Consider the following 21,501-nt stretch of genomic DNA (forward strand, 5'->3'; position numbering starts at 1 on the left):
TTTCGGCTTCAGTGCAGCGCGTGCGTGCGGATCAGGCCCACGGCGATGCCTTCCAGCGCGAAATCCTGGTCGGCACCGACCACGATGGTCTGGAAATCCGGGTTTTCGGGCAGGAGTTCGATGTGGCCGTTCTGGCGCTGCAGGCGCTTGACGGTGACGTCGTCGCCCAGGCGGGCAACCACGATCTGCCCGTTGCGGGCCTCGGAGGCCTTTTTCACGGCGAGCAGGTCGCCTTCCAGGATGCCGGCGTCGCGCATGCTCATGCCGCGGACTTTCAGCAGGTAGTCGGGCGCCTGGGCGAACAGGTTGGGATCCACCCCGACCTCGCGCTCGACATGTTCAGCGGCCAGGATGGGGCTGCCCGCCGCCACGCGGCCCACCAGCGGCAGCAGCAGCTGCGCCAGGGAGGGCAGAGGCAGCGACGCCTGGGATGGCGCGGCCGCCGAGTCCTTCAGGCGTATGCCCCGCGATGCGCCTGCCGTGAGTTCGATGGCGCCTTTGCGGGCCAGGGCCTTGAGGTGATCTTCCGCCGCGTTGGGAGACCGGAAGCCCAGGGCCTGCGCGATCTCCGCGCGCGTGGGCGGAAAGCCGGTGCGCGCGACGGTCTGCCTGATGAGATCCAGGATTTGTTGTTGGCGATCGGTGAGTTTGCTGGCCATGGCGATGATCCGGTGCTAGCGGACTGTACATATATACAGCGCCATTCTGGGGGACGCAGCGCAAAAAAGCAAGCCAGGGCCGGCCGCCTCAGGTTGGCGTAAAGGCCGGCCGGTCGGTATATCCCGAATTGGGCGCTCCAGGCCCGATGGCGCGGGCCTGGCCGATGCGCCGTCTTATTCCGGCTTGATGCCGGCCGCCTCGATGACGCCGCGCCACTTCCGGGTCTCGGATTCAATGTAGTCCTGCAATTCTTCCGGACGAGTGGCTTTGATCGTGATGGCTTTGTCTTCCAGCTTGCGGATGATGTCGGGCTTGGCCAGCGCTTTCTGCAAGGCGGAGCTCAGCACCGATAGCCGGTCGGCCGGTATGCCGGCCGGGCCCATTACGCTGACCCAGGCGTCCACGCTCATGTTCTTCACGCCCAGCTCCTCGGCGGTGGGCACGTCGGGCAGTTCCTTGATGCGCGTCGTGCTGGTGATGGCCAGCGCCCGCACTTTGCCCGACTGCACCAGGCTCAGGGCGGCGGGCAGGTTGTCGAAACCGAGGTCGACGTGGCCGCCCATCAGTGCGGTCAACGCCGGGCCGCTGCCCGAGAAGGGAATGTGCTGCATATTCGAGCCGGTCAGGATCTTGAAGTATTCGCCGGTCATGTGCGGCGATGTGCCAGCCCCGGGGCTGGAATAGGACAGTTGCCGCTTCTTCGCATCGGCGATCAGCGCGCCCAGGTCCTGGTACTTCGAGCCGGCATTGACCAGCACCAGATTGGTGTAGAAGCCAACCTCGCCGATCATGGTGAAATCCTTGATGGGGTCGAAATTCAGCTCTTTGCGCAGCAGCGGGTTGATCACGTTGGTGGCTACGGTGCCCAGGAAGATGGTGTAGCCGTCCGGCTTGGAGTGGGCGACCGACGAGGCGCCGATGGTGCCGCCAGCGCCCGCCTTGTTCTCGACGACCACGGTCTGTCCCAGTTCGCGCGACAGGCCCTCGGCCAACACCCGCGCGACGATATCGGTCGAGCCGCCTGGCGGAAACCCGACCACGAAGCGGATGGGCTGTTCCGGAAAGGCCGCGGCGGCGGAGCCGCCCAGCGTGATGGCCAGCACGCTGGCCGTGGCGGCAATCCAGGTCTTGAATTTCATGATCGATGTTCCTCCTGCTGGCTCGCGTCGCGCAAGTCGTCGATGATTCGCCGCTTGTCGAGTTTGCCTAGTGTGTTTTTTGGAAAAGACTGCACGATATGGATGATTTTGGGTGTCCGCACGGACCCCAATTGCTGCTTGCCGTAATCGATCAGCGCCTGGACGCTGACCGAGTCTGGCAGTACCGGCACGACCGCCATTTCGACGCGTTCGCCCCAGTAGTCGTCGGCGACGCCGAACACCACGCATTCGGCGACGCCTGGATGTTGCGCATAGGCGTTCTCGACGTCGGAGGGATAGACATTGAAGCCGCCGCTGATGATGACGTCTTTGGAACGGCCCTTGATGAACAGAAAGCCGCGTTCATCGATGAGGCCGATGTCGCCGGTGTGGAACCAGCCATCTTTCAATACGGCCGCTGTCTGCTCAGGCATGTTCAGGTAGCCCGACATCAGCAAGTCGCCGCTGGCGATGATTTCACCCAGGGTATTCGGGCTGGCGGTGGGCTGGCCGTCCTCGCCGACGACCGCGACCCGCGTCAGGGGGCCGACGCGGCCCGCGCTGCCGTGATTTTCCGGCCGGGAGCCCGTGGCGCCGTCCATGCCCGCGATGATGACCGGTGCTTCCGTCAGGCCATAGGTAACGCCCAGCACTGGGCCAAACGCCGCAATTGCCTGTGATAGCAGGGGAGCGGGGCACGGCGCGCCGCCATACAGCAGGTTGCGCAGCGCCGGCAGATGGCGCGCAGCGGCGCGTTGTGCCTGCACCAGCCGCTGGAGCAGCGTGGGAGGCACCCAGGTGGACGTTATCCCATAGGTGTTCAGCAGGGCGTGCAGTTGCTCGGCAGTCGCCTTGCCGGCGATCACCAGGCAGCCGCCGGCATGCAATACCGGCAGCACGAACGTGCCCGCGCCATGCGTCATCGGCGGCGCCAGCAGGAAGCGTTCCTTGCTGTCGAAGCCATACACCATGGCCAGCGACGCCACCATGGTGTTGATACAGCGCAGCGACTGCAATACGGCTTTGGGCACGCCCGACGACCCGCCCGTGAACTTGATGGCGGCTATCTCGCCCGGATCCGGGTTGGAGCGCGATGGCGACTGGCCCGCGTATTCACGCGCCAGCGCGTCGGTCTGGAACTCGCGGCTCTCGTCGTTGCAGATGCGCAGGCCATGGTAGGAAGCAAGCAGCGCCTCGTATGCCGCGTCGTGCAATACGATATCGGGCGCGGCCGTCGCCAGTTGGCGGGCGATGTCCTGTTCGACTACGGTCGGCGTCAGCGGCACCAGCACGCCGCCGCAGGCGTAGGTGGCCAATATGCCCAGCAGCATTGCGTGCGAATTGCCGGCCAGCGTGGCGATCACCGGGCGAGGCTTGCCGGATAGCCGTTGCAGCGCGGCGGCCAGTGCCAGCGTCTGGCCGCGCAGCGCTTCGTAGGTATGGGCGTAGCCGGTGGCCGCATCGATCGCCGCGATGCGATCCGGGTGCCGCATGGCGGCATGCAGGAAAAAGTCGATGGGCTGCATGCTAGAGCCTGTTGCTGAGCACCGTGACCACGGCCGCCGCATCTTCGTAATGCAGGAAGCCGCCGCCGTTTTCGGCCACCGCGGTGCGGGCGCCCTGGACCTGGCGCGCTCCGGCTTCATGGCGCAGTTGCGTAACGAGCTCATGGATTTGCACCAGGCCGGTCGCGGCGATCGGGTGTCCTTTGGACACCAGCCCGCCCGATACGTTGACGGGGGTGATGCCGCCCAGGCTGGTTGCGCCGCTTTCGGTGTAAGGGCCGCCTTGGCCGCGGGGGCAAAGGCCCAGGTTTTCGATCTGCAGCAGTTCCGCGAAGCTGGAGGCATCATGCACTTCGGCCACGTCGATGTCCTGCGGCGTGATGTCGGCCATGGCATAGGCGCGCTTGGCAGCCAGATGCACGCAGTGCCGGTCCATATCGGCGATGTCGCGGATCACCGTGCTGGCCGCGCCGATGCCCGCGACCCTGACGGCCCGCTGCCTGCGCGCTTCGGACAAGGCGCGGCCGCTGGACAGCACGATGGCCGAAGCGCCGTCGGAAATGGGCGCGCACATTGCGCGCGTCAGTGGCCAGGCGATCTCGGGGGTGGCAAGCACTTCGTCGATGGACATATCGTTCTGGTACTGGGCCAGCGGGTTCATGGTCGAGTGCGCATGGTTCTTCGCTGCCGCGCTGGCGATCTGCCGCTGCGTGGTGCCGTATGCGCGCATATGCTGGCGCGCCATGGCCGCGTAGATGTCCATGAAAAAGCTCTGCGTATTCCAGGCGCCGGGAGAGTTCAGGCGCTGGCGGATATCGGGGTCGGTCTCCTGCTGGCAGAAGAAATCCCATGTCTGGCGCAGCAGATGTATGTCGGTGCCGCCGAAGAACGCGTTCATCATTTCGGTCTTCTTGTCCGGGTAGAACATCTTTTCCGCGCCGACCACCAGAACCGTGTCGAACATGCCCGATGCGATCGCCATGCAGGCGTTGAACAACCCGGAGCTGCTGCTGGCGCAGGCATTTTCGATATTGAAGACGGGGATGCCGCTTACCCCCATCGCGTTCAGCGCGCATTGGCCGCGGATCGAATTCTGTTTTTCCATTTGGCCCTGGCGCACGTTGGAAAACCATGCCGCCTGCATGTCCGCCAGTTCATGGCCGCTGTCGGCCAGGGCATTGTTGACGGCTTGCTCGGTCAATTGCTTGACTGAGAGGTCCGGATGGCGGCCAAGCGGGGTGTGGGCGATGCCGGTGATATAGACGTTCATGATGGGTGTGGGCAGCTGGTCGATGAGTGGCTCTATTCTGCGTGGCCGGCCTTTCCGTATTAACCCCTGCTTACCCGTGAAAAAGAGGATAAAGTTTCGGTATATGAAACTTTTTGCCTAGCATGGGTCCGGACGATATGACGCAATCCTCCAGCATCCAGAAGGCGCTGCGAGTGCTCAAGACTGTGCAGCGCCATCACGAAGAAGGTCTGCGGCTTACGGACGTATGCCGGGAGCAGGGCTTGGAAAAGCCGACGGCGCTGCGCCTGTTGCGGGAACTGCTGGCGCAGGGGCTGGTGTCCCGCAACGCGCGCAGCAAGAAGTACTACCTTGGCGACTATTGCCGGAAACTCGGGGAGTCGCTGGCTGCGCAGTCCTCGCTGTCCACGCGCTACGGGCCCTTGCTGCGCCGCATCTCCGACCGGACCGAGGACGCCAGCTTCCTGGTGATCCTGCAAGACCTGGATACCCTGTGCATCGGGCGGGAAGTGGGCGCCTATCCCATTCAAGCGTTGGCCATCCCGGTCGGCAACCGCCAACCCATCGGCGTGGGCGCAGGCGGCCTGGCCATGCTGGCGAGCTTCGACGAAGACGTCACGGAGCGCTACCTCAACGTCAACAAGGCCCGCTTTCTCAAGTACAAGTCGCTCACGCTGGATGAGCTGCGCATGCGAATTGCCCGCGCGCGCAAGCGCGGCTACGCCGTGATAGGCAGCCACGCGGTCAGCAAGGTGACCGGCGTGGGCGTCACGCTGAAGAATAAGGAAGGCGATGTGCTGGGCGGCATCAGTGTCGCGGCGCTGGACAATCGCATGACGCAAAAGCGCCAGGAAGCTGTTGCCCAAATCATCCGCGAAGAGATGAACCGGTTCCTGGACAGGTAGCCTCCGCGGACGACGGGCGGCGCAAGAAAGCAGAAGCGCCCACCGGGCGGCTGGGCCCTGCGAGGGGCCCGGCCGCAAATGGGGACCCAAGCAAAACGGGACCCGAAGGTCCCGTTTCTGGAGGCGGGCCCCGTGAGGGGCCGTGCGCGGCGGCCGGTTACAGCACCGCGGCGATGCTCGCGGCGACCTTGTCGATGTTGCCGCTGTTCAGCGCGGCGACGCAGATGCGGCCGCTGGACACGGCGTAGACGCCGTGCTCTTCGCGCAGGCGGTCCACTTGCGCGGAGGTCAGGCCCGAGTACGAGAACATGCCGCGCTGGCGCAGCACGAAGCTGAAGTCCTGTTTGCCGCCGTGTTCCTGGATCTTTTCGACCAGCTGCTTGCGCATCAGGCGGATGCGGTCGCGCATGCCGGCCAGTTCCTCTTCCCACATGGCGAAGAGTTCAGGCGAGTTCAGGACCGTCGACACCACCGTGCCGCCATGGGTGGGCGGGTTGGAGTAGTTGGTGCGGATCACGCGCTTGAGCTGGCTCAGCACGCGGGCGGCTTCGTCCTTGCTGCCAGCCACCACGGTCAGCGCGCCGACGCGCTCGCCATACAGGGAGAACGACTTCGAGAATGAGGAGCTGATGAACATGGTCAGGTCCAGGTCGGCGAACATGCGCACGACCGCGGCGTCTTCCGTCAAGCCATCGCCGAAGCCCTGGTAGGCGATGTCCAGGAACGGCACCAGGTTGTTTTCCTTGACCACGGCGGCGATCTGCTTCCATTGGTCCATGGTGGGATCCACGCCCGTCGGGTTGTGGCAGCAGGCGTGCAGCACGACCACGGTCTTGGCCGGAGCGGCCTTCAGGTCCGCCAGCATGGCGTCGAAGTCCAGGCCGCGGGTGGCGGCGTCATAGTAGGCGTAGGTGCCGACCTCGAACCCGGCGCGCTCGAACAGCGCGCGGTGGTTTTCCCAGCTGGGGTTGCTGATCAGGACCTTGGAGGAGGGGAGCAACTGGCGCAGGAAGTCGGCGCCGATCTTGAGCGCGCCCGTGCCGCCCAGGGCCTGGGTGGTCAGCACGCGGCCGGCGGCGGCCAGCGCGGAATCCTTGCCCAGCAGCAGGGCCTGCGCGCCCGCGTTGTAGCCGGCGATGCCTTCGATCGGCAGGTAGCCGCGGGCGGCGGCGGCCTCGATACGGGCGGTTTCAGCCTTGCGGACTGCGCCCAGCAGGGGGATGCGGCCCTGATCGTCGTAGTACACGCCCACGCCCAGATTGACTTTACCGGGACGCGTATCGGCGTTGTATTGTTCGTTCAGGCCAAGAATGGGGTCGCGCGGTGCGAGTTCGACGGAATCGAAAAGGGTGCTCATGGGAGTCTGATGAGGTGGGTGGACGCAGTACGGAGTGCTGTGGATAATGGGGGGTTTACCCTGGAACAGTCTAGCATGTCTAAACGCGCAATAGACCCGAGCGCAGTAGACCCAAGCGCAATAGACCCGATCGCGGAAGATCCCGCGCTCCGGGGCGAAGGCGCGCCCGCGGTATCGGCGGAAGCCCCGCCCGGAACCTCGGCGGCGGGCGGCTTTGTCGATTTCCCGGGCAGCCCGTTCCATCTCTACCAGCCTTATCCGCCGGCGGGCGACCAGCCTGCCGCCATCGAAGGCCTGGCCCAGGGGATGCAGGACGGCCTGATGTTCCAGACGCTCCTGGGCGTCACGGGGTCGGGCAAGACCTACACCATGGCCAACGTGATCGCGCGCCTGGGGCGTCCGGCGCTGGTGCTGGCCCCCAACAAGACGCTGGCCGCCCAGCTCTACGCCGAGATGCGGGAGTTCTTCCCCAAGAACGCGGTCGAGTACTTTGTTTCATACTACGACTACTACCAGCCCGAGGCCTATGTGCCGACGCGCGACCTGTTCATCGAGAAGGACTCGTCCATCAACGAGCATATCGAGCAGATGCGCCTGTCGGCCACCAAGAGCCTGCTGGAGCGGCGGGATACGATCATCGTGGGCACGGTCTCGTGCATCTACGGTATCGGCAACCCCGGCGACTACCACGCCATGGTGCTCATCCTGCGCGCCGGCGACCAGATCTCGCGCCGCGAGATCCTGGCCCGCCTGGTCGCCATGCAGTACACCCGCAACGACGCCGATTTCACGCGCGGGACGTTCCGGGTGCGGGGCGAGACGATCGACATCTTCCCGGCCGAAAGCCCGGAGCTGGCGCTGCGCCTGACGCTGTTCGACGACGAGGTCGAAAGCCTGGAGCTGTTCGACCCCCTGACGGGCCGCATCCGCCAGAAACTGCCGCGATTCACCGTGTACCCGGGCTCGCATTACGTGACGCCGCGGGATACGGTGCTGCGCGCCATTGAAACCATCAAGGAAGAACTGTGCGAGCGCATAAAGCGCTTCACGGACGATGGCCACTTGGTCGAGGCCCAGCGGCTCGAGCAGCGCACCCGCTTCGACCTGGAGATGCTGCAGGAACTGGGCTTCTGCAAAGGCATCGAAAACTACTCCCGCCACCTGTCTGGCGCGGCCCCTGGCGAACCGCCGCCCACGCTGATCGACTACCTGCCGGCCGATGCGCTCATGTTCATCGACGAAAGCCACGTCACCATCGGGCAATTGGGCGGCATGTACCGCGGCGACCGCGCGCGCAAGGAAACGTTGGTGCAATACGGCTTCCGGCTGCCCTCGGCGCTGGATAACCGGCCGTTGAAGCTCGAGGAATTCGAGGCCCGGATGCGACAGTGCGTATTCGTGTCGGCCACGCCGGCGGCCTACGAGAAGGAACACGCCGACAATGTCGTCGAGCAGGTCGTGCGGCCCACCGGCCTGGTCGATCCGCTGGTCGAGGTGCTGCCGGCGCGCACGCAGGTGGACGATCTGCTCGGCCGGATCAATGAGCGCGTGGGGCAGGGCGAGCGCGTGCTGGTCACCACCCTGACCAAGCGCATGGCTGAGGACCTGACGGACTTCCTGAGCGAGCACGGCGTGCGGGTGCGCTACCTGCACTCCGACATCGACACGGTGGAGCGCGTCGAGATCATCCGCGACCTGCGCCTGGGCACGTTCGACGTGCTGGTGGGGATCAACCTGCTGCGCGAGGGCCTGGATATTCCTGAAGTGTCCCTCGTTGCCATCCTGGACGCCGACAAGGAGGGCTTCCTGCGTTCGGAGCGCAGCCTGATCCAGACCATCGGGCGGGCGGCGCGCAACCTGAACGGCCACGCCATCCTCTATGCCGACCGCATCACCGATTCGATGCAGCGCGCCATCGAGGAAACCAGCCGCCGCCGGAACAAGCAGCTGCAGTTCAATACCGACCACGGCATCACGGCGCGCGGCGTGCAGAAGGCCGTGCGCGAGCTGATCGACGGTATTGTCGCGCCCGCCCAGCACGACGCGCTGGAGGCGGCGGTGCCGGCTGAGTTCATGAAGGACGAAAAGGCCATGGCGCGCGAGATCAAGCGCCTTGAGAAGCTGATGATGGACCATGCCCGCAACCTGGAATTCGAGCAGGCCGCGGCGGCGCGGGACGCCTTGACGGCCTTGAAGCAGCGCGTACTGCTGGACGGCGCCACCTAGCGGCATGCACGTATCCTGGTGTGTCTTTTTGCTGACACATTGCTGAATTGTCTAGGCATCTGCTGCGCTGCAATTGCGTTGTCGCAATCCGGGCGATTATCTCGGCCCGGACTTCCTGAATTACATTTGATTGTTAATGCAAGTCATTGAATTGAATGAAAAATTCACGGGGACACATTTGCCTGAACCCAATTGCGCAGACGCAAAAAAAGCTTGCCTTATCTCGGGTTTTCCCGCACACTTACTTCCATGATGACCAAGGTACTTTTCGTTTGCATGGGCAATATCTGTCGCTCGCCGAGCGCAGAGGGCGTGTTTCGCCATTTGGTGAACGACGCGGGTTTGGGCGATGTGGTTCGCATCGACTCCGCGGGCACGCACGCGTTTCACATCGGCGAGGCGCCTGATGCCCGGGCGCAGGCCGCAGCGCGCAAGCGCGGCTACGAGATCACGCACTGCGAAGCGCGTCAGGTCACCGCGGAAGATTTCCGCGATTTCGACCTGATCCTCGCCATGGATTGGGACAACCTGTCCGCCATGCAGCAGCAGTGCCCCAAGGCCTACCAGCACAAGCTGATGCTGCTGATGCGCTTTGCCAACGAGTTCGAGGAGGCCACCGTGCCCGATCCCTACTATGGCGGGGCGGACGGCTTCGGCAAAGTGCTCGACTACCTCGAAGACGCCTGTCAGGGTGTTCTCGAGCTGGTGCGCAAGCGCGCCACCCAGTACCAGGCGGCCTGATCCGCTGCTGCGGTGGAGCCGTCGGCGTGCGGTTCCCGAAGGTGCCTGGCAGTAAAGAAACCGCGCGGATGCGCGGTTTTTTCTAGCCAGGAGCCATACCAAATTAGTCGGGAATAGGCTATACTTGAGCCAATTACTCGGGTATTGGCCGCTGGATTCGCTGGCGGTCATTGCCGAATCACAGGGAACCTACCATGCGGCTAACTACCAAAGGGCGTTTCGCCGTGACTGCCATGATCGACCTGGCTATGCGGCAGCATAGCGGCCCGGTCACTCTTGCGGCCATCAGTCAGCGTCAGAACATCTCGTTGTCCTATCTGGAGCAACTGTTCGGGAAACTGCGTCGCCACGAACTCGTGGACAGCGTGCGCGGCCCGGGCGGCGGCTATTCGCTTGCCCGCCTGGCGCGCAACGTGACCGTCGCCGACATCATCTTCGCCGTCGACGAGCCCCTGGACGCCACCAGCTGCGGCGGAAAACGGGACTGTACGAGCGGCAACGACGGCAAGCCCGGCAAGTGCATGACGCACGAGCTCTGGGCCACGTTGAATCGCAAGATGGTCGATTACCTGGATTCGGTGTCCCTGCAAGATCTGGTCGATCAGCAGCGAGTGCGCCAGCTGCAGGAAGCCAACAATCAAGCGCAGGCCTGCGCGGTGCACGTGAGCAGGGTGGGGGGCGCCAATGCCGCCAACGCCCCGACCGCGACCGTCGCAGCCAATGCCACCGTATAAGAAGTATCAGGAGTTGTAGAAATGACCACTCGCCCAATCTATCTGGACTATTCGGCCACGACGCCCGTCGACCCCCGCGTCGTGGAAAAGATGGTGCCCTGGCTGTACGAGAACTTCGGCAACCCCGCCTCGCGCAGCCATGCGTTCGGCTGGGAGTCGGAAGAGGCCGTCGAGCGCGCCCGCGAGGAAGTCGCCAAGCTGGTGAACGCCGACCCGCGCGAAATCGTCTGGACTTCCGGCGCCACGGAGTCCGACAACCTGGCCATCAAGGGCGCCGCCAACTTCTATGCTGAACGCGGCAAGCACATCATCACGGTCAAGACCGAGCACAAGGCCGTGCTGGATACCTGTCGCGAACTGGAGCGCCAGGGCTTCGAAGTGACCTACCTGGACGTTAAGGATAACGGCCTGATCGATCTGGACACCTTCAAGGCCGCGCTGCGCCCCGACACCGTGCTGGTGTCGGTGATGATGGTGAACAACGAAATCGGCGTGATCCAGGATATCGAAACGCTGGGCGAAATCTGCCGCGAAAAGGGCATCGTGTTCCATGTGGACGCGGCCCAGGCAACCGGCAAGGTGGAAATCGACCTGCAGAAGCTCAAGGTCGACCTGATGTCGTTCTCGGCCCACAAGACCTACGGCCCCAAGGGCATCGGCGCCCTGTACGTGCGCCGCAAGCCGCGCATCCGCATCGAAGCCCAGATGCATGGCGGCGGCCACGAGCGCGGTTTCCGCTCGGGCACGCTGGCGACGCACCAGATCGTCGGCATGGGCGAGGCTTTCCGCCTGGCCCGCGAGGAAATGGGCACCGAGAACGAGCGCATCCGCATGTTGCGCGACCGCCTGTGGACGGGCCTGTCGCAGATCGAAGAGGTCTACCTGAACGGCGACATGGACCAGCGCGTTCCGCACAACCTGAACGTCAGCTTCAACTACGTCGAAGGCGAGTCCCTGATCATGGCGATCAAGGAACTGGCCGTGTCCAGCGGCTCGGCCTGCACCTCGGCCAGCCTGGAGCCGTCCTATGTGCTGCGCGCCCTCGGCCGCAACGACGAGCTGGCGCACAGCTCGATCCGTTTCACGCTGGGCCGCTTTACGACCGAGCAGGAAGTCGATTTTGCCGTCGAGCTCATCAAGAGCCGCGTCGGCAAGCTGCGCGACATGTCGCCGCTGTGGGAAATGGCCAAGGAAGGCATCGACTTGAACACCGTGCAGTGGGCCGCGCACTGAGCGCCCGCGCCAAGAAATCCGTGGAGAAATAGCATGTCTTACAGCACCAAAGTTCTGGATCACTACGAAAACCCGCGCAATGTCGGTTCGTTCGACAAGTCGGACGAATCGGTGGGCACCGGCATGGTCGGCGCGCCCGCCTGTGGCGACGTCATGAAGCTGCAGATCAAGGTGAATGAAGCCGGCGTGATCGAAGACGCGCGCTTCAAGACCTACGGCTGCGGCTCGGCCATCGCTTCCAGCTCGCTGGTGACGGAATGGGTCAAGGGCAAGACGCTCGACGAAGCCATGAATATCCGCAACACCCAGATCGCTGAAGAACTGGCGTTGCCGCCCGTGAAGGTGCACTGTTCCATCCTGGCCGAAGACGCGATCAAGGCCGCGGTGCAAAACTACAAAGAAAAGCATTCGGTTCCGGCCGAAGCCGTGGCGAGCTGAGCATGTCCGTTACCCTGACCCAACAGGCCGCCACCCATATCGGCCGCTACTTGCAGAAGCGCGGAAAGGGTATCGGCTTGCGGCTCGGCGTTAGGACGACGGGCTGTTCCGGCATGGCCTACAAGCTGGAGTACGTGGACGACGCGGCGTCGGACGACGTCGTGTTCGAAAGCTTCGGAGTGAAGGTCTTCGTGGATCCGAAAAGCCTGTCCTACCTGGACGGCACCGAACTGGACTACGCCCGCGAAGGCCTGAACGAAGGCTTCAAGTTCCGCAACCCCAACGAGAAGGCGACCTGCGGCTGCGGCGAGTCGTTCACGGTGTAAGTCTTGGCTGGAGACGATCACTTCAGCCTGTTCGGCTTGCCGGCACGCTTCGACCTGGACCCGCAGGCGCTGGAAACGGCGTGGCGCGCCGTCGCCGCCCAAGTGCACCCCGACCGCTATGCCACGGCAAGCCCCGCGGAACGCCGCGTGGCCATGCAATGGGCGGCGCGCGCGAATGAGGCCTATCGCCTGCTGCGGGATCCGCTGCTCCGGGCGCGCTACCTGTGCGAACAGGCGGGCGTGGACCTGCAGACCGAAAGCAACACGTCCATGGATGGCGCTTTCCTGATGCAGCAGATGACCTGGCGCGAGATGCTGGACGACGCGCGCGGCGATGCGGCGGCCCTTGCGGCCCTGCAGGCGGAATTGCAGCAGGCACGGGCTTCCATGCGCGACACGCTTGGCCGCCTGCTCGACGAGGAACGCGACTACGCCGCGGCCGGGCTCAAGGTGCGGGAATGGATGTTCGTGGAGAAGCTGGCTGAAGAGCTGGCGCACGCCCAGCCCGCTGGATAGCCCAAGGCGCGATGGGGCGCCTGCGACACGGGCGCCGGCATTCCGGCGCCCACTGACCAGAAAACAGAATCATGGCCTTATTGCAGATATCCGAACCCGGTGAGTCGCCCGCGCCGCACCAGCGCAAGCTGGCGGTCGGGATCGACCTGGGCACTACCAATTCCCTAGTCGCGGCGGTGCGCAGCAGCGTTGCCGAAGTGCTGCCGGACTCGCAAGGCCAGGCCTTGCTGCCGTCCGCCGTGCGTTATTTTCCCGGCGGCAAGGTCACCACGGGGCGCGAGCCGCTGGGCCAGCAGGCGCTGGACCCGCTGAACACCGTCGTGTCGGTGAAGCGCTTCATGGGCCGGTCCCTGGAAGAGGCGCGGGCCATGCGCGCGCCTTATGAGTTCGTCGATGCCCCCGGCATGGTGCGCATCCGCACCGTCCAGGGAGACCTCAGCCCGGTGGAGGTGTCGGCGCAGATCCTGGCGGTGCTGCGCCAGCGCGCCGAAGACGTCCTGGGCGATGACCTGGTGGGGGCCGTCATCACGGTGCCGGCGTATTTCGACGATGCGCAGCGCCAGGCCACGCGCGATGCGGCCCGGCTGGCCGGCCTGAACGTGCTGCGGCTGCTGAACGAGCCGACCGCCGCGGCGATCGCCTACGGCCTGGATAACGCGGCCGAGGGCGTGTACGCGGTGTACGACCTGGGCGGCGGCACCTTCGATATTTCCATCCTGCGCCTGACGCAGGGGGTGTTCGAAGTGATCGCCACGGGCGGCGATACCGCCCTGGGCGGCGATGATTTCGACTCCTTGATCGTGGATCACGTGGCCGCGGGAGAACTCGGCCCGTCGGACCGCCGCAGCCTGCTGATGGCGGCCCGGGCGGCGCGCGAAGCGCTGTCGGACGCCGCTGAAGCCCGGCTGCAGCTCACGCTGTCGGATGGCCGCGTGGTGGATACGGTGCTGACCCGCGCCGGTTTCGAGACGCTGGCCCAGCCGCTGATCGAACGCACGCTGGACTGCGCGCGCCGCGCGCTGCGCGATGCCGCGCTGGCGCCGGCCGACGTGCGCGGGGTGGTGATGGTGGGCGGCGCGACCCGCATGCCGGTCGTGCGCCAGGCCGTGGGGCAGCTGTTCGGCACGCAGCCCCTGACCGATCTGGACCCCGATCAGGTGGTGGCGTTGGGAGCGGCCCTGCAGGCCAACCTGCTGGCCGGCAACCGCGCGCCGGGCGAGGACTGGCTGCTGCTGGACGTGATCCCGCTGTCGCTGGGGCTGGAAACCATGGGCGGGCTGGTCGAGCGCATCATCCCGCGCAACAGCACCATTCCGGTGGCGCGCGCCCAGGAATTCACGACGTTCAAGGACGGCCAGACCGCCATGAGCATCCACGTGGTCCAGGGCGAACGCGACCTGGTCGCCGATTCGCGCTCGCTGGCGCGCTTCGAGCTGCGCGGCATTCCGCCCATGGTGGCGGGTGCGGCGCGCATCCGCGTGACGTTCCAGGTAGACGCGGACGGCCTGCTGAGCGTCACGGCGCGCGAACAGAGCAAGGGCGTCGAGGCGATGGTTTCCGTCAAGCCGTCCTACGGCCTGTCAGACGATGAGATCGCGCAGATGCTGGCCGACAGCGTGGCGCAGGCGGATACGGACGCGAAGGCCCGCATGCTGCGCGAGCAGCAGGTGGACGCGCGCCAGTTGGTGGAATCCGTGCAGGCGGCGCTGGCCGTGGACGGCGATCTGCTGGACGCGGACGAGCGCAAGCGCGTGGACGAGTGCCTGCAGGCCGCGATCGCGGCTCAGGATGCCCCGGATGCGGATACCGTGAAGGATGCGGTGCAAGCCCTGTCGGCCGCGACCGACGACTTCGCCGCGCGGCGGATGGACCGCAGCATCCGCGCTGCGCTGGCCGGCCGCAAACTTGATGAGATCGCCTGATAAGACGTTATGCCGAAACTGACTGTATTGCCGCACCCCGAGTACTGCCCGGAAGGCGCCGTGATCGAAGACGCGCCCAAGGGCGTGTCGATCTGCCGCGTGCTGCTGGATAACCACATCGATATCGAGCATGCCTGCGAGCTGTCCTGCGCATGCACGACCTGTCACGTGGTGGTGAAGCAGGGTTACGCCTCGCTGGAGGACGCTACCGACGACGAAGAGGACCTGCTGGACAAAGCCTGGGGCCTGACCCCGACGTCGCGCCTGTCCTGCCAGGCGGTGGTGGCGGATGCCGACCTGACGGTCGAGATTCCCAAGTACACGATCAACCATGCGAAAGAGGGCCATTGATGAAGTGGACCGACACCTACGAGATCGCCGCCGCCCTGGTGGACGCCTACCCGGACGTGGATCCCAAGACGCTGCGCTTCATGCAGCTGCGTGAATGGGTGCTGGCCTTGCCGGGCTTCAGCGACGACCCGGCGCATTGCGGCGAGAAGATCCTGGAGGCCATACAGATGGCCTGGATCGACGAGGCCGACTGAGGAAAGAAGCTCCCTGCGGGGAGCTTTTTTTGTGTTGCGGGGTATGGACCGGGGCAGGTGTCTGACACCCGTCGCGGTTCCCGGGCCGCCAGCCACGTCGGAGGCCAGGGGGCGCGGGTCAACGATTGCGGTCCGGCGCCTCCGCCGCGGGCGCAACGTTGGCGTACTTCTTTCCCGGTATCATGAAGGATCCCGTTGTTCTCCTTCCTGAGTCTACAGATGCCCGCTGCTCAATTGCGTTTTGGCCTGGCCGCCAACCGGCTGCACCACGAAACTCCCGATGCCGCCTTGTTCAGCTGGCTGCGCGCGTGCTCGTCCACGATACGCGAGCTGGGGGTGCAGCTGCATACGGTGGGCCGCACGCACGACGCGATCGTGCGAGAGGGCATGCTGCAAGGCTATGGCGGGCTGATCCGCTATCCCTACGGCCGCGAGGGCGGCCTGATGAAGCTGGTGGCGCGGGTTACCGAAGGCCGCGACGGGCAGGCGCCGTTCGATGGCGCGATCTACCTGATCGATCCCGTCGATCCTTCCTCGATTTTCCCCGAAGCGCTGGCGCTCAAGCGGCAGTGCATCACGCATGGCCGGCCCTTTATCTCGACGCTGGCGGGCGCCATCGAATGGATGGAAGTGGAACGCGTGCACGCGGGCCTGGCGCCCGATGCTTCGGCCTCGCGCCTGTTCGATTTCACGGGCCAGACACTGGCGCTGATCGCGCACGATGCCTTGAAGGAAGAGATGGTTGCGTTTGCCAGCGAGCATTTCGATGTCCTGTCGCGCTTTGCGCGCCGGGTGGCGACCGGCACGACCGGCGGCCGGCTGAATGAACTGGCCTGGTCGCGTGGGTGGCCCAAGGACACGCCCTGGGTGCACCGCTACCTGAGCGGTCCGCTGGGCGGCGACGCGCAGATTGCGGAGCTGGTGCTGGAGCACCAGTGCCAGCGCGTGATCTTCTTCGAAGATCCGCACGTGGCTCGCCAGCATGAAGCCGACATCCAGCTGTTGGAGCGCGCGGTGCGCGTGGTGACGGAATCGGCCACTTGCGCCACCTCGCCCACGGTGGCGCGGCGCTGGGCCCAGGCGGTGGAGAAGCGCGTCATCTGACCCGGGGCCGGGCAGGCGCCGCGGCGGGCCGGCAATCGGCAATGATGCGGCCGACGCGGTCAGCGACGGCCGCTGCAGCCATCGACAGCGGCAGCACGTCCGAACGGCATAGAAACACCGGCCGCGTCATGTGAAGCCCGGCGATCCTGCGCAGGGCGACATCGCCGCGCTCGGCTTCCTGGCGCGCCGCCTCGTACGACAGAATGGTGTGCGCCACGCCGGCCTTGGCCAGCTCGATCAGTTGCGGAATGGCGTTGGCCTCGGCGATGACGCGGAACTCCACGCGTTCGCGCTGCTGATACTGGTCCAGCAGCCGGCGCAGGCTGTGGGGATTGCCGGGCAGCACCAGCGGCAACGCCGCCAGCGCGTCCAGGCTCATGGCCGGCAGGGCGCGCAGTTCCGCGGATCGCGGCCGTTTGCCCCGCATCGAGGAGGGTGGCGAAACCACGACGAGCTCTTCGTCTATCAGGTGCTGGAAGCGCAGGTCGGCCGAGGCGTCGTCGCTGAACGTCAGGCCGAGGTCGGCATGTCCGGAACTGACGAAGCCCGGGATGTAGCCGGTGCTGGATTCGATGATCTTGAGATAGACGCCCGGCCAGTGCTCCAGGCTGAAGCGCAGCAGCGGCACGGTCAGCAGTTTCGCCATCGACATCGACATCGCCAATGAGACAGCACCGCGCGGGGCGTTCGCATCCTCGCGCACGTCCGCGCGCGCGGCATCGATGCGGCCCAGGATTTCACGCGCGTGCGCCAGCATGCGCGCGCCGGCGGCGGTGGGCGTGACGCCCCGGGAGCTGCGATGCAGCAGAACGACGCCCAGGTCCTCTTCCAGATTGCGGATCAGCAGGCTCAGAGCGGGTTGCGCCACGTGCAGCGTTTCGGCGGCGCGGCTGATCGATCCGGTGGAGACCACCGCGACGAAGCACTGCATGGCGCGTATGGACATCGACATGGCTGGGTTCCGGTTGCCAGGGTTATCACAATTTTATTATGGCCTGCATATTCAAACGGTATTTCTAATATGACAGGCGGTTTCGCATAATTCAGCGCAAGCCTATAAATGACTATGGAGACATCATGGCGCTGAAGAAGATCCTGGCCGCCTGCCTTGCCGCGGCGAGCCTGTCCGCCCCGGCGTACGCCGACAACTGGCCGTCCAAGCCCATCACGCTGCTGGTGCCGTTCTCGGCCGGTGGCCCGACCGATTTCATCGCGCGCCTGGTGGCCGATCCGCTGGCGCGCGAGCTAGGGCAGCAGGTCATCGTGCAGAACAAGCCGGGAGCCAGCGGCAACGTGGGCTACCAGAGCGTGCTGAACGGGCCCGCGGACGGCTATACGCTGATGCACAATACGGTGGGCATGCAGGCCGTCAATCCCTTGATGTATCCGAGCGCGAAGATGCATCCGTTGAAGGACTTCGTGCCGGTCGGCACCACGGGCGCCATGCCCAACCTGCTGGTGGTCAATCCCGAGCGCACGCCGGTGGCCACCTTGGGCGAACTGGTGGAGCGCGGCCGCGGCACGGCGAACGGGCTGAGCTATGCGACGTTCGGGCCTGGCAGCTCGCCTCATGTCTACGGCGCCCTGCTGCAGAAGCTGGCCAAGTTCCAGGCGGTGGGCGTGGCCTACAAGGGCAGCGCCAATGCCGTGACGGACGTGATCGGCGGCCAGATCGACTTCCTGTTCGACAGTATGTCCACCAGCATCGGCCAGGTCCAGGCCGGCAGGCTGAAGGCGTTGGCGATCACCGCGGGCGAGCGCTCGCCGCTGCTGCCCGAGGTGCCCACGCTGAAAGAGGCCGGCTATCCCGGCCTGGACCTGAAATTCTGGTTCTCCCTGCAAGTGCCGGCCGGCACGCCGCCTGAGGTGGTGCAGAAGCTGCGCACGGCGATCGCGAAGGTCGTGGCGAGCGACGCGTACCGCAAGGCGATGCAGGAGCGTGGCGCCGAAGCGCTGCAGGTGGCGCCCGCCGAGCTGGATGCGTTCTTCAAGCGCGAGACCGCCCAATGGACCGAGGCCGCGAACGCGATCGGCCTGAAGGCCGAGTGACGACATGGCCGATACCAAGCGCATGGCGCCGCTCAAGAACGTCACGGTGCTGGACCTGAGCAAGGTGCTGGCCGGGCCGCTTTGCGGACAGTACCTGGGCGAGCTTGGAGCCAGGGTGATCAAGGTCGAGCCTGTGGGCACGGGCGACGATACGCGCGCCTGGCTGCCCCAGGACGAGGGCCAGTCCGCGACGTTCCTGGCGGTGAACCACAACAAGCGCAGCCTGGCCGTGGACCTGAAGTCGGCCGAAGGGCGGACGGTGGTGCACAAGCTGGCGGCGCAGGCCGACGTGGTGCTCCAGGGTTTCGGCGGACGCACCGCCGCCCGCCTGGGCGTGGACTACGAAACGCTCAGCGGCATCAATCCCAAGCTTATTTATTGCGAGATCTCCGGCTACGGCAGGGAAGGGCCGATGGGCGAGGAGCCAGGCTACGACGTGATGCTGCAGGCCTTCAGCGGCATGATCAGCACCATGGGCGAACCGGGCGGCAACTTCGCGCGCGCCAGTTTCTCTCCGGTCGACCTGGGCACGGGTTCCTTTGCATTGAGCGGCATCCTGGCCGCGCTGCTGGAGCGCAACCAGACCGGCCAGGGCCAGTACCTGGACGTTTCCCTCCTGGATACCTCATTGGGCCTGATGTCGTACATGGCGCAGAACTACTGGCGCACTGGCCAGATCCCGCGTCGCATGGGAACCGGGCATCCGGCGATGTGCCCTTACCAGGCGTTCCGCGCCGCCGATGGCGACATCATGCTCGGCGTGGGCAACGATGCCCAATGGCAACGCTTCTGCGCGGTGGCGGGCTTGCAGGACCACATGGAAGCTCCCGAGTTCGCGAGGAATGCCGACCGGGTGCGCAACTTCGATGCGACGGTGGCCCTGGTGCAGTCGCGCATGGAAACTCGCACCGTGGCGGAGTGGTTGGGGGCGTTGAAGCCGGCGGGCATCGCTTGCTCGGCGATCCATACCCTGGACCAGGCCCTGGACCATCCCCAGGTCGCCGCGCGCGAACTGATAGTGAAAAGCCGGCATCCGGTGCTGGGAGAGGTGCGCAACGTGGGGCTGCCGGTGCGTTTCGGGCGCCAGCCTCGCGAAGCCGCGTTGCCGGCGCCGTTGCTGGGCGAGCATAGCCGCGAAATCCTGGCCGAACTCGGCTACGCCGATGCGGAGATCGCCGCGATGCTTGCCGCGGGCAGCGTGCAAGCCCATACCTCTACGGGAGAAGCCGCATGAAATTCCTGCGTTACACGGTCCGCGAGCAAGTCGCGGAAATCCATCTCGGCCACGCGCCGGTCAACGCGCTCGACGTGGAGATGCTGGACGAACTGATCGCCGCGCTGGCGCAGGCCGATGCCGATCCGGCCGTGCGCGCCATCGTGCTTGCCAGCGATCTGCCGGGGCGGTTCTGCGCGGGGCTGGACATGAAGAAGCTGCTGGACAGCACGCCTGCCCGCATCCATCGCCTGTTGTCGACGCTGTACATCAAGCTGTACGACGCGCAGTTCAACCTGGGCAAGCCCTCGATCGCCGTGGTGTCCGGCGCCGTGCGCGGCGGCGGCATGACGGTGGCCGTTTCCTGCGACATGATCGTCGCGGCGGAGACCGCCACCTTCGGCTATCCGGAGATCGACGTGGGCGTGTTGCCTGCCATCCACTACGTGCATCTGCCGGGCGTCGTGGGCAGGCACAGGGCGTTCGATCTGCTGTTCACCGGCAGGACCTTCGATGCCGCCGAGGCGCAGGGGCTGGGCCTGGTGGCGCGCGTGGCGCCGGAAGCGGAACTGCTGGAGCAGGCGCGGGAGCTGGCGCGGTCCCTGGCCGCCAAGCCGCCGCAGGTGCTGGCGATGGGGCGGCGCGCCTTCGTCTTCAGCAACGACAATGACTACCGCCGCCGCGTGGCCACGGCGGTGGAGGTGTTTTGCAACGCGGCCGCCACGCCCGAGGCTCGCGAAGGCATGCGCGCCTTCGTGGAAAAGCGCAAGCCGGACTGGCCGGCCGTGGCGGGCCAGCCCTAATTGCCCATGAACCGCGGCGGCCGTTTTTCGCGAAAGGCCTGGACGCCTTCCGCGAAGTCGGCGCGCGCGGCGGAGTCCAGGAAGCGGGCGGTTTCGTCCGCCAGCTGGGTTTCCAGCGCGGCGCTTGCGGCCGAGCGCAGCAGGGCCTTCGCGCCCGCGATGCCGTGGGGCGCATTGAGGGCGATGCCCTCTGCATAGGCGCGCGCGGCGTCGGCGAGCCCGGTGGCGGGCGCTGCCCGCGTGACGATGCCCCAGGCATGCGCGTCGGCGGCGGTGAAGGCGTCGGGGCGCAGCAGCAGGTCCAGCGCCCGCCGGGCGCCGAGCACGCGCGTCAGCCCGTGCGTCATGCCTGCATCGGGCGTGGCGCCCAGCTTCAGGTAGGCCGTCATGAAGCGGGCGTCGTCGGCGGCGATGGCCAGGTCGCAGGCGAGCACCAGCGACAGCCCGGCGCCCGCCGCGATGCCATGCACCTGCGCCAGCCAGACCTTGTCCATGCGCGCGATGCGGGCGACGAAATCGTTGAGCGGGGTGAACAGTTCGAGCAGCGTACCGCGCACCTGGCCGGCATCGCCTTCGAACATGGCGATGTCGCCGCCTGCGCAGAAGGCCTTGCCCGCGGCGCGCAGCAGCACCACCCGGATATCGTTCCGGGCCTCCAGCCATTGGGCGGCCCGTTGCAGGTCTTGCGCCATCGCCACGTCGATGGCGTTGAGCGCGTCGGCGCGGTTCAGCGTCACGGTCGCGATGGCGCCGTCGGTTTCCAGAAGCAGCGTCTGGAAGCTTGGAATTCCAGGGGGCATGGCGTGTCTCCGTTATCGGGTAAATACCAACTGTCG

The 21,501-nt window shown here is 65.8% G+C and carries 22 protein-coding genes; 15 read left to right on the forward strand and 7 right to left on the reverse strand.

Annotated features, from left to right (window positions below):
- Positions 1–8 precede the first annotated feature (8 nt).
- The 4 genes from lexA to JL37_RS24750 all read right to left on the reverse strand — a co-directional run bounded on the left by lexA (position 9) and on the right by JL37_RS24750 (position 4,574).
- Entirely contained in the window at positions 9–659 is a 651-nt protein-coding gene (gene lexA / locus JL37_RS24735; RefSeq protein WP_043547632.1) for a transcriptional repressor LexA, read from the reverse strand.
- 174 nt (positions 660–833) lie between these two features.
- Complete coding sequence (locus JL37_RS24740; RefSeq protein WP_043547633.1) at positions 834–1,799, reverse strand: tripartite tricarboxylate transporter substrate binding protein; 966 nt, start codon at positions 1,797–1,799, stop codon at positions 834–836.
- Complete coding sequence (locus JL37_RS24745; protein ID WP_043547634.1) at positions 1,796–3,325, reverse strand: class I adenylate-forming enzyme family protein; 1,530 nt, start codon at positions 3,323–3,325, stop codon at positions 1,796–1,798. The genes JL37_RS24740 and JL37_RS24745 overlap by 4 nt, the downstream gene beginning before the upstream one ends.
- Position 3,326: 1 nt before the next feature.
- Positions 3,327–4,574 (reverse strand): thiolase family protein, encoded by a 1,248-nt coding sequence (locus JL37_RS24750; RefSeq protein ID WP_043547635.1) that lies wholly within the window; start codon positions 4,572–4,574, stop codon positions 3,327–3,329.
- Positions 4,575–4,696: 122 nt separating this feature from the next.
- On the opposite strand from JL37_RS24750, the gene JL37_RS24755 reads away from it, so the two are divergent.
- Positions 4,697–5,458, forward strand: coding sequence for an IclR family transcriptional regulator (locus tag JL37_RS24755; RefSeq protein ID WP_081955196.1), 762 nt, complete (start codon positions 4,697–4,699; stop codon positions 5,456–5,458).
- 157 nt (positions 5,459–5,615) lie between these two features.
- Here JL37_RS24755 and JL37_RS24760 read toward each other — a convergent pair whose 3' ends face one another.
- Positions 5,616–6,815: an amino acid aminotransferase gene (locus JL37_RS24760; RefSeq protein WP_043547638.1), complete on the reverse strand. Its 1,200-nt coding sequence runs from the start codon at positions 6,813–6,815 to the stop codon at positions 5,616–5,618.
- 75 nt (positions 6,816–6,890) lie between these two features.
- Between JL37_RS24760 and uvrB the strand changes: the two genes are divergently transcribed.
- From uvrB to JL37_RS24815, 11 genes are all read left to right on the forward strand, one after another.
- Positions 6,891–9,041 (forward strand): excinuclease ABC subunit UvrB, encoded by a 2,151-nt coding sequence (gene uvrB, locus JL37_RS24765; RefSeq protein WP_369798627.1) that lies wholly within the window; start codon positions 6,891–6,893, stop codon positions 9,039–9,041.
- A 249-nt stretch (positions 9,042–9,290) separates the two neighbouring features.
- Entirely contained in the window at positions 9,291–9,782 is a 492-nt protein-coding gene (locus JL37_RS24770) for a low molecular weight protein-tyrosine-phosphatase (protein ID WP_006386176.1), read from the forward strand.
- A 194-nt stretch (positions 9,783–9,976) separates the two neighbouring features.
- Positions 9,977–10,516 carry a Fe-S cluster assembly transcriptional regulator IscR gene (gene iscR, locus JL37_RS24775; protein ID WP_043547640.1) on the forward strand — a complete coding sequence of 180 codons (540 nt, stop codon included), beginning with the start codon at positions 9,977–9,979 and terminating at the stop codon, positions 10,514–10,516.
- Between the two features lie 21 nt (positions 10,517–10,537).
- Positions 10,538–11,749 (forward strand): IscS subfamily cysteine desulfurase, encoded by a 1,212-nt coding sequence (locus JL37_RS24780; protein WP_043547641.1) that lies wholly within the window; start codon positions 10,538–10,540, stop codon positions 11,747–11,749.
- Positions 11,750–11,782: 33 nt separating this feature from the next.
- On the forward strand, positions 11,783–12,187 hold the full coding sequence (iscU, locus tag JL37_RS24785; protein WP_043547642.1) for a Fe-S cluster assembly scaffold IscU: 405 nt from the start codon (positions 11,783–11,785) through the stop codon (positions 12,185–12,187).
- 2 nt (positions 12,188–12,189) lie between these two features.
- Positions 12,190–12,513: an iron-sulfur cluster assembly protein IscA gene (gene iscA / locus JL37_RS24790; RefSeq protein WP_043547644.1), complete on the forward strand. Its 324-nt coding sequence runs from the start codon at positions 12,190–12,192 to the stop codon at positions 12,511–12,513.
- A gap of 3 nt (positions 12,514–12,516) precedes the next feature.
- Complete coding sequence (gene hscB / locus JL37_RS24795) at positions 12,517–13,029, forward strand: Fe-S protein assembly co-chaperone HscB (protein ID WP_043547645.1); 513 nt, start codon at positions 12,517–12,519, stop codon at positions 13,027–13,029.
- Between the two features lie 71 nt (positions 13,030–13,100).
- On the forward strand, positions 13,101–14,951 hold the full coding sequence (gene hscA / locus JL37_RS24800; RefSeq protein ID WP_043547646.1) for a Fe-S protein assembly chaperone HscA: 1,851 nt from the start codon (positions 13,101–13,103) through the stop codon (positions 14,949–14,951).
- 9 nt (positions 14,952–14,960) lie between these two features.
- Positions 14,961–15,302, forward strand: a complete 342-nt coding sequence (gene fdx / locus JL37_RS24805) for an ISC system 2Fe-2S type ferredoxin (RefSeq protein ID WP_043547647.1) — start codon at positions 14,961–14,963, stop codon at positions 15,300–15,302.
- Entirely contained in the window at positions 15,302–15,496 is a 195-nt protein-coding gene (gene iscX / locus JL37_RS24810) for a Fe-S cluster assembly protein IscX (RefSeq protein ID WP_043547648.1), read from the forward strand. The genes fdx and iscX overlap by 1 nt, the downstream gene beginning before the upstream one ends.
- Positions 15,497–15,715: 219 nt before the next feature.
- Positions 15,716–16,600: a methylglyoxal synthase gene (locus tag JL37_RS24815; protein WP_043547649.1), complete on the forward strand. Its 885-nt coding sequence runs from the start codon at positions 15,716–15,718 to the stop codon at positions 16,598–16,600.
- Here JL37_RS24815 and JL37_RS24820 read toward each other — a convergent pair.
- On the reverse strand, positions 16,593–17,552 hold the full coding sequence (locus JL37_RS24820) for a LysR family transcriptional regulator (RefSeq protein WP_043547650.1): 960 nt from the start codon (positions 17,550–17,552) through the stop codon (positions 16,593–16,595). The genes JL37_RS24815 and JL37_RS24820 overlap by 8 nt on opposite strands.
- Before the next feature lie 125 nt (positions 17,553–17,677).
- On the opposite strand from JL37_RS24820, the gene JL37_RS24825 reads away from it, so the two are divergent.
- The 3 genes from JL37_RS24825 to JL37_RS24835 are packed head-to-tail and all read left to right on the forward strand — an operon-like array spanning position 17,678 to position 20,665.
- On the forward strand, positions 17,678–18,649 hold the full coding sequence (locus tag JL37_RS24825; RefSeq protein WP_043547651.1) for a tripartite tricarboxylate transporter substrate binding protein: 972 nt from the start codon (positions 17,678–17,680) through the stop codon (positions 18,647–18,649).
- Positions 18,650–18,653: 4 nt separating this feature from the next.
- Positions 18,654–19,883 (forward strand): CaiB/BaiF CoA-transferase family protein, encoded by a 1,230-nt coding sequence (locus JL37_RS24830; protein ID WP_156124393.1) that lies wholly within the window; start codon positions 18,654–18,656, stop codon positions 19,881–19,883.
- Complete coding sequence (locus JL37_RS24835) at positions 19,880–20,665, forward strand: enoyl-CoA hydratase/isomerase family protein (RefSeq protein WP_043547652.1); 786 nt, start codon at positions 19,880–19,882, stop codon at positions 20,663–20,665. The genes JL37_RS24830 and JL37_RS24835 overlap by 4 nt, the downstream gene beginning before the upstream one ends.
- On the opposite strand, the gene JL37_RS24840 is transcribed toward JL37_RS24835, so the two are convergent.
- Positions 20,662–21,465, reverse strand: a complete 804-nt coding sequence (locus JL37_RS24840) for an enoyl-CoA hydratase/isomerase family protein (protein WP_043547653.1) — start codon at positions 21,463–21,465, stop codon at positions 20,662–20,664. The two genes, JL37_RS24835 and JL37_RS24840, sit on opposite strands and share 4 nt — an antisense overlap.
- Between the last annotated feature and the right edge of the window lie 36 nt (positions 21,466–21,501).

Origin of the sequence: Achromobacter sp. RTa (assembly GCF_000757485.1) — a bacterium.
Taxonomy (GTDB): Bacteria; Pseudomonadota; Gammaproteobacteria; order Burkholderiales; family Burkholderiaceae_B; genus Achromobacter.

What these genes read in the sequence shown, in the direction of transcription:
- JL37_RS24750 (WP_043547635.1), bottom strand. Translation starts at nt 4,574, where the DNA reads ATGAACGTCTATATCACCGGCATCGCCCACACCCCGCTTGGCCGCCAT.
- iscX (WP_043547648.1), top strand. Translation starts at nt 15,302, where the DNA reads ATGAAGTGGACCGACACCTACGAGATCGCCGCCGCCCTGGTGGACGCC.
- iscA (WP_043547644.1), top strand. Translation starts at nt 12,190, where the DNA reads ATGTCCGTTACCCTGACCCAACAGGCCGCCACCCATATCGGCCGCTAC.
- JL37_RS24825 (WP_043547651.1), top strand. Translation starts at nt 17,678, where the DNA reads ATGGCGCTGAAGAAGATCCTGGCCGCCTGCCTTGCCGCGGCGAGCCTG.
- iscU (WP_043547642.1), top strand. Translation starts at nt 11,783, where the DNA reads ATGTCTTACAGCACCAAAGTTCTGGATCACTACGAAAACCCGCGCAAT.
- hscA (WP_043547646.1), top strand. Translation starts at nt 13,101, where the DNA reads ATGGCCTTATTGCAGATATCCGAACCCGGTGAGTCGCCCGCGCCGCAC.
- JL37_RS24770 (WP_006386176.1), top strand. Translation starts at nt 9,291, where the DNA reads ATGATGACCAAGGTACTTTTCGTTTGCATGGGCAATATCTGTCGCTCG.
- uvrB (WP_369798627.1), top strand. Translation starts at nt 6,891, where the DNA reads ATGTCTAAACGCGCAATAGACCCGAGCGCAGTAGACCCAAGCGCAATA.
- fdx (WP_043547647.1), top strand. Translation starts at nt 14,961, where the DNA reads ATGCCGAAACTGACTGTATTGCCGCACCCCGAGTACTGCCCGGAAGGC.
- JL37_RS24840 (WP_043547653.1), bottom strand. Translation starts at nt 21,465, where the DNA reads ATGCCCCCTGGAATTCCAAGCTTCCAGACGCTGCTTCTGGAAACCGAC.
- JL37_RS24815 (WP_043547649.1), top strand. Translation starts at nt 15,716, where the DNA reads ATGCCCGCTGCTCAATTGCGTTTTGGCCTGGCCGCCAACCGGCTGCAC.
- JL37_RS24745 (WP_043547634.1), bottom strand. Translation starts at nt 3,325, where the DNA reads ATGCAGCCCATCGACTTTTTCCTGCATGCCGCCATGCGGCACCCGGAT.
- lexA (WP_043547632.1), bottom strand. Translation starts at nt 659, where the DNA reads ATGGCCAGCAAACTCACCGATCGCCAACAACAAATCCTGGATCTCATC.
- JL37_RS24740 (WP_043547633.1), bottom strand. Translation starts at nt 1,799, where the DNA reads ATGAAATTCAAGACCTGGATTGCCGCCACGGCCAGCGTGCTGGCCATC.
- JL37_RS24830 (WP_156124393.1), top strand. Translation starts at nt 18,654, where the DNA reads ATGGCCGATACCAAGCGCATGGCGCCGCTCAAGAACGTCACGGTGCTG.
- JL37_RS24755 (WP_081955196.1), top strand. Translation starts at nt 4,697, where the DNA reads ATGGGTCCGGACGATATGACGCAATCCTCCAGCATCCAGAAGGCGCTG.
- JL37_RS24780 (WP_043547641.1), top strand. Translation starts at nt 10,538, where the DNA reads ATGACCACTCGCCCAATCTATCTGGACTATTCGGCCACGACGCCCGTC.
- JL37_RS24835 (WP_043547652.1), top strand. Translation starts at nt 19,880, where the DNA reads ATGAAATTCCTGCGTTACACGGTCCGCGAGCAAGTCGCGGAAATCCAT.
- iscR (WP_043547640.1), top strand. Translation starts at nt 9,977, where the DNA reads ATGCGGCTAACTACCAAAGGGCGTTTCGCCGTGACTGCCATGATCGAC.
- JL37_RS24760 (WP_043547638.1), bottom strand. Translation starts at nt 6,815, where the DNA reads ATGAGCACCCTTTTCGATTCCGTCGAACTCGCACCGCGCGACCCCATT.
- JL37_RS24820 (WP_043547650.1), bottom strand. Translation starts at nt 17,552, where the DNA reads ATGTCGATGTCCATACGCGCCATGCAGTGCTTCGTCGCGGTGGTCTCC.